At 42.3% G+C, this 11786-nt stretch carries 13 protein-coding genes; 7 read left to right on the top strand and 6 right to left on the bottom strand.

Features of this window, described 5'->3' with window-relative positions:
- Positions 1 to 35 precede the first annotated feature (35 nt).
- Positions 36 to 1613 carry an extracellular solute-binding protein gene (locus PUT07_RS21020; RefSeq protein ID WP_274470376.1) on the top strand — a complete coding sequence of 526 codons (1578 nt, stop codon included), beginning with the start codon at positions 36 to 38 and terminating at the stop codon, positions 1611 to 1613.
- 23 nt (positions 1614 to 1636) lie between these two features.
- Entirely contained in the window at positions 1637 to 3973 is a 2337-nt protein-coding gene (locus PUT07_RS21015) for a helix-turn-helix domain-containing protein (RefSeq protein WP_274470375.1), read from the top strand.
- Between the two features lie 52 nt (positions 3974 to 4025).
- Here the strand turns inward: PUT07_RS21015 and PUT07_RS21010 are convergent, their stop codons facing one another.
- From PUT07_RS21010 to PUT07_RS20995, 4 genes are all read right to left on the bottom strand, one after another.
- Positions 4026 to 4838 (bottom strand): HpcH/HpaI aldolase family protein, encoded by an 813-nt coding sequence (locus tag PUT07_RS21010; RefSeq protein ID WP_274470374.1) that lies wholly within the window; start codon positions 4836 to 4838, stop codon positions 4026 to 4028.
- An 18-nt stretch (positions 4839 to 4856) separates the two neighbouring features.
- Positions 4857 to 5306: a YhcH/YjgK/YiaL family protein gene (locus PUT07_RS21005; RefSeq protein WP_274470373.1), complete on the bottom strand. Its 450-nt coding sequence runs from the start codon at positions 5304 to 5306 to the stop codon at positions 4857 to 4859.
- A gap of 114 nt (positions 5307 to 5420) precedes the next feature.
- On the bottom strand, positions 5421 to 6407 hold the full coding sequence (locus PUT07_RS21000; RefSeq protein ID WP_274470372.1) for an ROK family protein: 987 nt from the start codon (positions 6405 to 6407) through the stop codon (positions 5421 to 5423).
- The gene (locus PUT07_RS20995) at positions 6404 to 7039 is read right to left on the bottom strand and encodes a D-sedoheptulose-7-phosphate isomerase (protein WP_274470371.1); all 636 of its coding nucleotides are present in this window, start codon (positions 7037 to 7039) and stop codon (positions 6404 to 6406) included. Before PUT07_RS20995 ends, PUT07_RS21000 begins: the two co-directional genes overlap by 4 nt.
- Positions 7040 to 7334: 295 nt before the next feature.
- Between PUT07_RS20995 and PUT07_RS20990 the strand changes: the two genes are divergently transcribed.
- Positions 7335 to 7736 carry a hypothetical protein gene (locus PUT07_RS20990; protein ID WP_274470370.1) on the top strand — a complete coding sequence of 134 codons (402 nt, stop codon included), beginning with the start codon at positions 7335 to 7337 and terminating at the stop codon, positions 7734 to 7736.
- Positions 7737 to 7809: 73 nt separating this feature from the next.
- Positions 7810 to 8184, top strand: a complete 375-nt coding sequence (locus tag PUT07_RS20985) for a hypothetical protein (RefSeq protein ID WP_274470368.1) — start codon at positions 7810 to 7812, stop codon at positions 8182 to 8184.
- A gap of 254 nt (positions 8185 to 8438) precedes the next feature.
- Here PUT07_RS20985 and PUT07_RS20980 read toward each other — a convergent pair whose 3' ends face one another.
- Positions 8439 to 9032 (bottom strand): TetR/AcrR family transcriptional regulator, encoded by a 594-nt coding sequence (locus PUT07_RS20980; RefSeq protein WP_274470367.1) that lies wholly within the window; start codon positions 9030 to 9032, stop codon positions 8439 to 8441.
- 188 nt (positions 9033 to 9220) lie between these two features.
- Here PUT07_RS20980 and PUT07_RS20975 point away from each other — a divergent pair, with 188 nt between their 5' ends.
- Together PUT07_RS20975 and PUT07_RS20970 are read left to right on the top strand one after the other, a co-directional pair.
- Positions 9221 to 10078, top strand: a complete 858-nt coding sequence (locus PUT07_RS20975; protein ID WP_274470365.1) for an SDR family oxidoreductase — start codon at positions 9221 to 9223, stop codon at positions 10076 to 10078.
- A 258-nt stretch (positions 10079 to 10336) separates the two neighbouring features.
- Entirely contained in the window at positions 10337 to 10759 is a 423-nt protein-coding gene (locus PUT07_RS20970) for a hypothetical protein (protein ID WP_274470364.1), read from the top strand.
- Positions 10760 to 11038: 279 nt separating this feature from the next.
- On the opposite strand, the gene PUT07_RS20965 is transcribed toward PUT07_RS20970, so the two are convergent.
- Positions 11039 to 11185: a hypothetical protein gene (locus PUT07_RS20965; protein ID WP_274470363.1), complete on the bottom strand. Its 147-nt coding sequence runs from the start codon at positions 11183 to 11185 to the stop codon at positions 11039 to 11041.
- A gap of 290 nt (positions 11186 to 11475) precedes the next feature.
- Here PUT07_RS20965 and PUT07_RS20960 point away from each other — a divergent pair, with 290 nt between their 5' ends.
- Positions 11476 to 11784 carry a hypothetical protein gene (locus PUT07_RS20960; RefSeq protein WP_274470361.1) on the top strand — a complete coding sequence of 103 codons (309 nt, stop codon included), beginning with the start codon at positions 11476 to 11478 and terminating at the stop codon, positions 11782 to 11784.
- Positions 11785 to 11786: the final 2 nt, after the last annotated feature.

The following is an 11786-nucleotide window of genomic DNA, read 5'->3' as shown; positions in this document are numbered from 1 at the left end:
TTTGGGAAGAAAATAGTATTCTAGGAGGGTATCAATTGGCTAATCCAAAAAGCAAAACAGCGATCATCTTATCCATGGTTTTGGTTCTTGTTTTGGTTATTTCGGCATGTTCGAGCAATACGGTAAATAAGAACGCGGATGAACCGAAGAAAACAGAACCCGGCATTGCTCAAACTAGCGGTAAACTGCTGGACGCTCCCTTAACCATTAAAGTACTATATGGTGAAATTAACACCAAATCGCCAGTATTTGATGCTGTATTTGAGAAGACAAATGTCAGATTGGACTTTGAGCTTGCACCAGCTAACTTGGATCAAAGGTTGCAAACCATCTTCGCTACGAATACTTTACCGGATATAATGAAGGTGGCTAATGGCAATCAACTTTTTGCCAGTGCAGCAAAAGACGGGCTGCTGCTTAATATTAGCGATTATATGCAATATGCGCCGAACCTCGCTAAATTAATAAAGGATAACCCGGCTATCAACAATAACAAAGTGGACGGTAAATTTTACTCCTTCCCGCAATTGGGAAATTGGAGACTCCAGCTTGCTGGTGCGCCTATGATCCGAGTAGATTTAATTGAAAAGCTGGGAATGCCAATGCCTAAGACTTTCGATGACTTATATAAGGTTTTGAAGAAGTTCAAAGAAGCATATCCGGATTCGATTCCCTATACAGGCAGAGAGAACGCTAAGAAGCTGCTAAATGAAATATCCTTTGCAATGGGCTCAGGAAACCGGATGTACTACGACCCGGCGATTAAAGGCGGTAGTTGGTCTTATGGGCAGGCTCACCCTGAATTTAAACCGGTGCTGGAGTTCCTCAACAAACTTTATAATGAAAAGCTGCTAGATCCCGATTATGCGGTGAATACCGGTGACCAAATGAAAGAAAAGCTGGCTTCGGGTAAAGCGTTATTCTATTGGGACAATAACTCCTTTGGTGTCAATTTTAATCAGGCTTTGAAAGCGGTTAACCCAAATGCGAAATTCGATCTGCTGCCTCCACTGCAGTACGGGCAGGCAAAGCCAAGGGCGTCTATGTATGTTAAGGATTGGCTGCATCACTATGTAATCAGTGCAAAAGTAAAGGATCCTGAGAAAGTTGTTAAATTCATGGATTGGATGTATAGCCCTGAAGGCACACGCTTACTGAACTATGGTATTGAGGGTGTACACTATACGGTGGTAAATGGCCAGCCAATGATGAAGGAAGATATTGTAAAGAAGTATGCAGATACAAAAGATCCTTATCGTTTCATGCAGAAGGATATCGCTGTTGGATTTGAGGCTTTCGATCCGAATGTAGATGAACACCCGATGGCTCAAGTATCCCATCCGGATTTAATCCGTTGGGCTTCTCAAATGACAGAAGCGAATGGATATGTCCAAGTACGCAGTGTTCCTCCATTTACAAAGGAAGAAAGTGAAAAGTTAAAAAAATTAACTGTCAAGGTGGATACTTTGGTAGATCAGGAAATGGATAAATTTATTATCGGCGTTCGTCCATTGTCTGACTACGATAAGTTTATGAAGAGTATGGCAGACAATGGCGTAGCGGAAATTGAAAAAATTTACAATGATGCTTACATTCGCGCTAATACACCATAACACCTGAAGGAGGGGGAGGTTCAATGATGATCAAAAATAGAATTAAATTGTTCATTCCGTTGAACCGCCTTTTTTTTCGCATTCTAGGTTATTTCTTATCCCTTCTAGTCCCTATATTAATTATAGGGACAGTTTTTTATTTCAACTCAACAAACCGAATACAAGAAAACTATACGCAAAAAGTAGAAATGAATTTACGTTCATCTATTGACACAATAGAGATTTATTTGCGTACGATTCAAGATTCAAGCGCAAACTTTTTCTCAGAGAATAAAGATCTGCTGCGTCCGTATGACGAATACAGTCTATCTGACAGAGTACGTATTCCAGAAATCCCTGCAACGTTAGGGCGCATTTCTAGTAACCTCGGTGTGCTTGTTGATTTTATATTTGCTTACGCAGATACGGATAAAGTCTATCTTCCGGAAGGACTTAACGATTTCAACTTTTTCTTCGATCAATATTATCATATGAATGCTTACGATAAAAAGTATTGGGATAATAAGCTTATGAGCGGGGCTTTCCTTGAAATTCTGGATGTTACATCCCGAGTTAGTCAAAGTACTTCGCATGCGAGAAAGGTGATCCCATTCGTTTTCACAAACACGAGCAGCGGAAATAAGGTTGTTCTGGTGACGACTGTGCCAACGGATATGATTCTGAAGACGATTCAGAACCATGCAGTGATGGATGCGACTCAAGTGCTAGTCACGGATAACCGCAATCGTGTAATAGTGAGCAGTGATCAGAATTTGAGTGATCCTTCTGTTATTGAGCAACTGCACAAAATTTTCAATTCAACGGCAATGTCTCACAGTGAAGCCATGATTGGCAATAAAAAGGTTGTCGTAAGCCGCATCATTTCAGAGAGTTATGGGTGGAATTATTATTCCGTCACACCTGCCAATGAATTCAACAAGGATACCAGTTATTTCGTTGCATCCATCATGGTAATCTGTTTTACCCTTATTCTAATCGGTATTATTTTTTCTTTTATCTTTGCCTATAACCTGTACAGCCCTATAAAAAGGTTTCGTGATATCCTCAGCGATACAAATGAAATCACGGATGAAGTCAATAATGAAACGGGCAAATACAATGAGTTCGATTATATCGGCAAGAGGATTAATAGCTTGATCGAGCGTAATCATAAAATCCAAAGCAAGCTGGAAACGCAATCTGCTGAATATCTCAAGGAGTGCTTGATCAATTTATTCCGTGGTATGAAGTCGAAGAATGGGCAAGAGGAAATTTGGAAGATGCTAAGAAATGACATGATGTTTCTGAAACCAATGTATCAGTGCTTCGCCATCCGTTTCTACTTCAAAGAGCCATTTTATAACGAGGTTCAAGATGTGGATAGAATGAATATTTTGAGCAAGATGGGAAACTTGATAGGGGGATTGCTGCGTTCTTATGTAGATGTCTATTTGCTTGAGGAAAAAGAAAACCTCTACATCGGCATATTTAATTTAAATGACCGCGAGGAAACCAATCAATTGAAGAAAGCCTTGCAGAAAATAATCGATACCTTCCAATATGATTCACGGTATTGCCTTATACGCATCGGGATCGGTAAGGAGTATCAGGATGTGTTGGGAATCTCCCAATCCTATTCGGACGCAATGAACGCCTTGGAATCCAGCGATGTGAAAGCTGATTTTCAGATCATCGATGCGGGAACGCTTTCGGATGAGCTTATGCATGTTTCCTATTCCTTTTCGGATGAAAACAGCATAATTAACTGTTTAAAGGCAGGAGATAAGGAAAATCTGCAAATAAAAGTCGAAGAGATTATAAAGAAAAACAAAGAGAAGCATTTGCCGCGTCATCTTATAACAAATTTGCTTAAAGAAATGTATAATACGGGCTGCAGGTTTTTAATTGAGCGTGGTTTAATCCCACATAATATAGCCGGAAACGAAACTCTATTCAAAGGCGATGACAACGAAGAGAAAAAGGTTAATCTACTCCTGTTTTTCGATACAATTATTGAACAGACTACGTCACGAAATCGTGACACATCTAATGAGATCAGCTCGGTAATTATCAAGTATATCGAGGAGAATTATCACAGTGATCTGGGCTTAGAGAAAATTGCGGAGGGCATGGGCGTTTCCGCCAAGTATATCTCACGGATTTTCAAAGAAAAGACAGGCATTAATCTTGTCGGCTATATAAGCTGGTACCGAATTTCAAAAGCGAAGGAGCTGCTCGTAGAAACAGATCTGACGATTAATGAAATTGTGGATCGGGTAGGTATTTACAGCAGAACGACTTTTATTCGGTTGTTCAAAAAATACGAAGGCACAACGCCTAATCTGTTTCGTAATTCCAACAGGAATAATAAGGCTTTGTGATGACAACAAACATAAGGAGCACAGGCATAGCCTGCGCTCCTTTCTCTTGAAATCAAATATGGATACGGTTATCTGCGTTCTCTAACCGATCGCCTAGCCTTTGTTTAATTTCGTTGATGTCGCGAGACATTTGGGCTGTGAAAGCAGTCATGTCAGAAGCGTGGACGAAGAGGTTCATTCCTTCTTGTCCCCAAGCGATTTCTTGCTCTACACCCCAAAAGTAATGGATACCGGCAGCTACATTAGCAGCTCTTGCCTTACGGATGATCGTGCTGACAGCTTCCTTAAACACGGGGTGGTCGTATTGTTCGGGTACATTCAGGCTGCAGGATAAATCATGCGGACCGATTAATACTCCGTCCAGCTGAGGAACCTGCAGGATTTCATCTAGTGCCTCGAGAGCGGGTCCGCTCTCGATATTAACAATCAGAATGTTGCCTGAATTAAACTCTTCCAGATAGGATTTCAGTGGTTCCACCGGTTTGTCTGTTTCACTTAAAATATTGCCTAATTTCTTCCCTTTGATAGGCCGAAGTTTAACGGCTCCGCGAAGCGCCTGCACTTGCTCCGGTGTTTCAATATAGGGGGCTACAATTCCTGCGGCTCCTGCATCCATAGCTTTACTTGCTTCGTAGGGATCCGGCGATGGTATGCGTACGATTGGCGCGAGCCCAGACGCTGTATAGGCCCTGCACATCCAGGAGAGCATATCCCGGTCGATAGACATGTGCTCCGTATCGATAAATACGAAGTCGAGATTCAATTTTTTTACTTCGGTAGGCCAGCGGGGCGATGTCGAAACGATCAGTGTCCCATATACTCTTTGTCCATTGTGGAGATGATTCTGCAATTCTTTATTATTCATAGGGATTCTCCTCTCTTCTTACCTTTTTACTTTAATTACTGCCTTTTTTATGAGTGTTGGCTGCTCGTCGTATAAGCAGGGCATGTGCGCATCTTGGGGGAAAAATATGGCGAAGGCACCCTCATGAACTACCAAATCCTGTCCTTTTCCTTCCAAAACCATGTAGTCTTTTTCCGCCAGAAAATCTTCCGTTTGATGCAAATCCTCTACAAATGCATACCCCATCCGTTCTGAGCCTTGCACCATATACTGGATATCGATGTAGCGATTATGGGCTTCCCAGAATTGAGTTTCCTCGCTTTTTGTTTGATACTCCTGAAGCAGCAGAAAAATATCATCACCCTCAATGTCATACTTGCCAGGCTGCATGGTAATGAGTGGGGCTTCCTTTAAATATTTAAAGGCTCTATTGAATTTAGGGTGCAGGTCTTTGTACAAATGACTATGATCCAGTCGGTCGATGATCAAACGAATTCCCCATTTCCCTTTTTTCTTAACAATTTCAGGTTAACTTAACCAAATAGGAAATGAAACGTCCACTTTCGGAAAGGCTGTTTCAATTTGGGCAGTATATTGTTTTAATTAATAAAATTTTGTTCCATTTTGATAGGCTAGTTCCATCGCGACGGACAACCCAGCATAATCGCCAACTTGTTCACCTAATCCGGACGGAATGACTTCGCAAATATTCAAGGAAATGGATAATGCTTCTTGCCGCAGCACGTTCATTATTATAGGCTCAAGAAGTCCTTGCTGGCGGCCGTAGATGCTGCCAATCACGATCCGCTCTGGGTTGAGCAGGTCAATTAGCATGGCCAAGCCTTGACCTAATTGTTGACCTACCAGATCGAAAACATGCAAAGCGGTTTGATCTCCTGCTTGCGCAGCTTCACCTGCTTTTTGTGCGGTGACTTCCGCCAAATCATTCCATGTTCTGCAGTAAGAGGGGCCTTGTCCTTGTCGTAACGCGGTTGCTGCCATGTTTTTCGCAATTTGTGCGATTCCACCGCCACTGCAAAAGCCTTCGAAAGAGCCCGCTTTACCATATCCGATCGGACCATCCGCTTTTAAACGGATATGCCCGACTTCTCCAGCCATATCATTCGTTCCGCTATATAGCTGTCCGTTCAGAATCAATCCTGCTCCCATACCTGTGCCAAAAGTAAGAAAGATCATGTTCTTACAGCCCTTCCCAGCCCCCCAATGCCACTCTGCCAATGCACAAGCGTTTGCATCGTTTTGCAAGCTGACTGGAATGCCGAACCGTTCTTGAAAAGGAGTAATGATATCAATTTGATCCCAACCTGGCAGATTCGGCGGCGAGAGAATAAGCCCCTTCCGACTGTCTAACGGACCACCGCAGCTAACGCCTATTGCTGCAATTTTTTCTTTCGGATACTTGGGAAGCAAAATTTCCAAAGAGGAAATGATTTGTTGGATAGCAGCTTCTGGATTCAATGGTGTGGGAAAACGTAATTTTTCCATAATGTTCATTTTGCCTTGCTTCACAGCACCTAAACTGACTGCGCATTTTGTTCCGCCAATATCGATTGCAGCTAATACTGTCATGAGGGGAAGAACACCTCCTCCAGCATAATGCACAGCGCATGATATATGGGCAGATGCCTCTCTTGGATGTGAGGGGTTCGTTCCGATGGCACGCAGATCGAAACATCGCACAACGCTCTCATTTTGCCACCGTTAAATCCTGTGAAACCGATCGTTTTCATCCCCTGCAGCTTAGCGACTTGTAAAGCTCGAAGCACATTTACTGAGTTGCCGGAAGTACTAAACCCGATCAAAACATCTCCCGGGCGACCATATCCATAGACCTGCTGAGCAAAAATCATTTCCGAAGCTACATCATTTGCATAAGCGGTTAAAAAAGAGGAATGGCTGACTAGGGAAATCGCCGGTAAAGCACCTTGGAGTTTCGTTGCAATCGAAGTGCCTTCTCCAGGAAATTCAGATTCAAATCGTTCAATTGTGGATGCTTGAAGCGGACGTTTGGACATAAACCCCTTCATTAATTCTCCCACAACATGCTCACAATCTGCCGCACTACCGCCATTACCGCATAATAGTAGCTTCCCGCCTTGGCTGAAGGAGACTCGCATCAGCTCAAATGCCGCTTCTATCACCGGTATACATGCTTCTAAGTCCGGGTAGCGAGTCGTTGTCATTTTCAATACTTCGTTCATTTAAATACCTCCATGTGATGACTTGCATCCATCTCCGTCAAAATATTAAAGATCTCTTTACTTTCTATTATAAAGCCGACCTGTTTGCATACGAATAAACAAAAGTGTCAATCACATATAGGATAATGCCAAGGTCATCCGCGAAGAATGATAGCCAATTTTGAGGAATGGTGACAACGCGAACTGGAAACAGAATAGGATGTGGAGACTGGAACAACTACAACGGGCCGGATAGTTACAAATAAAGGAAAAATTTCTATTGCAGAGAATAACTTTATAATATGGGGGTACTCGCATGTGGATATCAAATGAAGTAAAGCGTGGGTTTCCACCAGATTTTAAAGTAAGGTATAGATTTTTTACGAAAGAAGAAGGAGGTAGGAAAATACTTCCCAGACAAGGATATAGAAGTGATTTTGCTTTAGAAGGGGATTTTTTAGAGACAGGGATTGAGTTGAGAGTCATCCACCCTGAGTTCGAAGATGAGAACGGAGAAATAATTATTAATGAGACATGTTCAGTTTTAGAATCGGGGACCGCTAGAATGTGGATAATGTTTCCTAAAGCACGAGAGGAAAGACATATTCATGATATTAAAGTAGGACTTAAAGGATATTTCATGGAGGGACCAAACCGTGTTGCTGAAGCCGAAATTATAGAAATTATCGGTCTATTTACAAACCCTAGAACTGAATAGAGATAGCTTTAAAGTTCTGATAACGGAAACGATAGTTTGACTTCAAAATACGCAAAAAGGAGAGTGAAATTTTATGTGCAGATATGCGATATATGGGCCATACAAAGGCATTTTTGCATGTTTTAATTGTAGAAAGGTATTTAAACAAGTATCTGATCTTGAACTTAGTGGCACGGAGATTGGAAATAGACAATATAAATGTCCCCAATGCAGCGATATCATGAACGATATGGGGCATGATTTCAAGGCACCAAAACAAGATGATAAAAAGCAATGGGCAAAGGTAGAACTGTTATATAAAAGTGGCTTTGCTTACCATTCTTGCGGATACAATGGGCCAGGTTATCGGCCAGCAAAATTATCAGAAGTGGAAGAGTTCGTAAACAGAAATAAAATATTTAAGTCAGCTGGTGAGGCTTTACTACAAAAATTATCGGTTAAAAATTAATGCCATGGCCAGCCTTTGTTATTTTTGAGTAACTATGTAACATCCAGAAGTAGTTTAATCAAAACTGGACTCATTTGCTGAACTAACGGGGTACGTTAGTTAACCCAGACAGGGAGCAGATCGCCGCGCCGGCAGTTGTTCCCTGTTTTCGTTACTACAACTTTTCGGTATTTTTCAGAGATGGTTGAGGAGGAAGCAATTGAACAGGTTTGACTCCGTAGATAGCAGGAGATTGCGGCCATTCACGTTCAAGCTCATCCGGTTCCTTGCTCCCAAAAAGCGCCTAAATTAACCGTTACAACTTCAATAACCTCTTCCACCATTGACTCCAGCGTACGAGTTTGAATCTCCCTGCTCCACTGCAGGGCCGACCCGAATATGCCCCAACTGACCACAAGAGCCGTAGCTTCCCGCTTTTCTTGCAGGCCGTTCTGTTTAGGCCCCGATTTTAGCCATTGGAGCAGGAGACGATACAATTCCTTTTGCATGGCGTTCTCCAGCAGCGGCTCAAATTGCTTGTCTCCCGGCGTGAGGTACTGTCGAAATCGGACTAGAAATTGAAAGACGCTCTGAACAAGGATATACAAATTATCCGGACTGAAGGCTGCATCGTCCGGCAGTCTTTTTTGGAGAATAAGTTGAAACTTCTCTGTCATCCAATAAGCGAGAAAAGCGAATTTGTCTTCATAATGGGCATAGAAGGTTGCGCGGTTGACGGCCGCTCGATTCGCAATGTCGTGAACAGAAATGGAATAGATGTTTCTCTTTTCGTCAAGCAGATCGTTAAAGGCTTGAATAAACAACTGGCGGGTTCTCTTTACACGGGGGTCGCTAGGATTTACCGGCATGCTATACCACTCTTTCTTCGGATCTCAAAAACAAACAAAACGGCGATAGTGTTGGGAACGCAACGAAACCGGCCTTTTGCTGATTGTTGACTGGGCTCCAACCCTTTATCTTTTACTTATGCGATATATGGTTACACAAATCCGTATAGTTAGCAAATTTTTTTGTAGAGAAGAAGGGTGAGAGTAACATGCTGATCGTTACTGGAGCGAATGGGAGGTTAGGCAGGGGCGTGGTCGAGCAGCTGCTGAAACGCCTCCCGGCTGAGCAGATTGGTGTCAGTATTCGGGATGTGAGCCAGGCGCAAGATTTAAAAGAGCGCGGCGTACGTGTTCGTCATGGCGATTTCATTGAGGCGGAGAGCTTGCTGAATGCTTTTGAAGGCGCGTCACAAGTTCTCCTTGTTTCAACCGGTATTTTGGGAGATGCGGGGATCCGTCAGCACCAAACCGCAATTGAAACAGCAATGAAATCCGGCGCCGGACGGGTTCTGTACACGAGTCATATGGGCTCTTCTTCGACGTCGTATTTTCCGCCTATGGTTCACCATGGAGCGACAGAAGATTTGCTTAAAGAGTCGGGTATGCGCCACACGTCTCTTCGCAACGGTTTTTACGCCTCTTCATTAGTTGGATTACTAGGCGATGCCGTCAAAACGGGCGAGTTGATTGTTCCCGAGGACGGTCCGATTGCCTGGACAACGCATTCGGATTTGGCTGAAGCTACTGCAGTGATCTTAACCGAGAAGAACTGGGATGGTCCATCTCCGAATCTAACGGCCTCTGAAGCGATTGATATGGAGGGGGTTGCGGCAATGGTATCGGATATCATCGGCCGGCCTATTTATCGTAAGGTCGTAACGGACGAAGCGTATCGAGCGCATCTGACTGCACAAGGTTTTCCGGAAGCGCGCATTGCAATCACCTTGGGTTTATTCCGTGCCAGCCGTAACGGGGACTTTGCGCAAACGAGTAACGCCTTAGCTGACCTGATCAGGCGACCTCCGTTGACGTTAAAAGACTTTTTAAAAGTGTCTTTACCTCTATAGACGTGCTGTGAAACTGTTTCCGGTTTATCCGTGCAACGAAAGGGCCATCCCTCTAGGGTGGCCCTAAAATGCCGTTACAGAAGTACTATAGATGAAAAGTGAGATCATTACGCAAACGGGGAACTATAGTTCAACCAAAACAGGGAGCAGACCACCGCGGTACTGCTAGCTGCCTTATTGATAAGTTTGGTGCAGGATAGTTACCGTTAAAGGGTGAATAATTCTAACTGTAAGTTCACGATTCCAGGGGGGAGCATTATGCAAAGTAGATTAGAACAAGACATTATTACAACGGCAGAAAGTTTCGCAACTAATTTTTCTGATAAAGGAAATTTTGATTATAGTGTGCAAAGTTTACGAAAACTTGACGACATTTTAGAAGAGTTAGGCGAGTATCAAATAGATGATGATACTCTAGATTCTGTTTCTTCAATGGCTGGAAGTTACATATTTGAAGTGGCAAGAAGGAATTATGGCGGACAGTACATTTGGGTACAAGAGAGAGAGCAGCCTGTGTTGGTTACTGGAGAGCCTGAATATTCAATTTCTATATTTGCATTCGATAAAGTTAGAGGCAGAATTCGGAATGGTAAAGAAGATGATATACCATATTATTTCGATGGCTATATCGAGGCAGTTGAAAAAGGTAAGAATACAGGGTACAGAGCTACAATAGTTTAAAGTAACTCTTCATCGGATCTTACGTCTAAAGGTTAAAATGATTAAGTGAAGGTTGATGCCTATAAAGTCAGTAGTAACTAACGAGAGAATAAGTGTTTAATAAGTAATAGGCAGCCAGGAACATTGGTTTTGTTCCTGGATACCTTGTTATTATTTTACAATTGGAATGTTAGCATAAATGTGATTTACCAATTTAAGATGTTATTTTGACCGCAATATACAGGAAAGCGACAAGGTGTTTATCTTTAGACACAATAGAATAACCGTCGCCTTATAAGGTTACGGTTCATCGATATATTCTTCTTCATTCGGCATGCTGCTCAAAAGGTTATCGTCTGTTCTTTTCTGATCTTTCTCGGTGTCGCAGTTAACAATACACTTCATAATTTCTTCGGAATTGTCTTGAATGTTCGTGTACTCAACCATGGATGTCCCCCCTTTCATCGAAATATATTTTCCAATAACAAGGAAATTATTCGAGTCGTGATTTGGATGCTTTCATTGACCGAGGAAAGATAGCGCAACATACAGGGAGCAGACTGCCGCTGGTATGTTCCCTGTTTTCATACAATAGGTTTATTATGTTTTGGCGTATTCCCCACCGGCTCCATTTCACGGTGGGGATTTTTCTATTTATAAAAATCACTTGCATAGCGAATACGTGTTCGGTATATAATATAAAACACAAACACATGTTCCTATTTCGAGGTGATTAAATGAGTGTCATGACAAATGTTGAGACTGACGAGGATGTTCAATTAATCAAAGAATTTACATTGTTCCCCATTTTGCTTGATATGATAGCAAGGGATTCTGAAGAGCTCAAGATTCACAAAGGTAAAATTATTTACGGTCATATTCTGTTTTATTTGAAAGAGGTTGAGAACGTAATTTATCCTGAGATTCAAAATATTAAAAGTTCGATGAAGAAACGTGACATTAAAGTGTTGAACACATCAACGACGGCATTAGGAATTCATGTTGAATATAAAGTTCGCGGATACGTTCACCATTTTCAATGTTAAGA

Source organism: Paenibacillus sp. MAHUQ-63 (assembly GCF_028765165.1).
In the GTDB taxonomy this organism is placed as follows: domain Bacteria; phylum Bacillota; class Bacilli; order Paenibacillales; family NBRC-103111; genus Paenibacillus_E.
This window is presented reverse-complemented; position numbering and strand designations above follow the sequence as displayed.

What these genes read in the sequence shown, in the direction of transcription:
- PUT07_RS21015 (WP_274470375.1), top strand. Translation starts at nt 1,637, where the DNA reads ATGATGATCAAAAATAGAATTAAATTGTTCATTCCGTTGAACCGCCTT.
- PUT07_RS21010 (WP_274470374.1), bottom strand. Translation starts at nt 4,838, where the DNA reads ATGAATAATAAAGAATTGCAGAATCATCTCCACAATGGACAAAGAGTA.
- PUT07_RS21000 (WP_274470372.1), bottom strand. Translation starts at nt 6,407, where the DNA reads ATGACAGTATTAGCTGCAATCGATATTGGCGGAACAAAATGCGCAGTC.
- PUT07_RS20995 (WP_274470371.1), bottom strand. Translation starts at nt 7,039, where the DNA reads ATGAACGAAGTATTGAAAATGACAACGACTCGCTACCCGGACTTAGAA.
- PUT07_RS20990 (WP_274470370.1), top strand. Translation starts at nt 7,335, where the DNA reads ATGTGGATATCAAATGAAGTAAAGCGTGGGTTTCCACCAGATTTTAAA.
- PUT07_RS20985 (WP_274470368.1), top strand. Translation starts at nt 7,810, where the DNA reads ATGTGCAGATATGCGATATATGGGCCATACAAAGGCATTTTTGCATGT.
- PUT07_RS20980 (WP_274470367.1), bottom strand. Translation starts at nt 9,032, where the DNA reads ATGCCGGTAAATCCTAGCGACCCCCGTGTAAAGAGAACCCGCCAGTTG.
- PUT07_RS20975 (WP_274470365.1), top strand. Translation starts at nt 9,221, where the DNA reads ATGCTGATCGTTACTGGAGCGAATGGGAGGTTAGGCAGGGGCGTGGTC.
- PUT07_RS20970 (WP_274470364.1), top strand. Translation starts at nt 10,337, where the DNA reads ATGCAAAGTAGATTAGAACAAGACATTATTACAACGGCAGAAAGTTTC.
- PUT07_RS20965 (WP_274470363.1), bottom strand. Translation starts at nt 11,185, where the DNA reads ATGGTTGAGTACACGAACATTCAAGACAATTCCGAAGAAATTATGAAG.
- PUT07_RS20960 (WP_274470361.1), top strand. Translation starts at nt 11,476, where the DNA reads ATGAGTGTCATGACAAATGTTGAGACTGACGAGGATGTTCAATTAATC.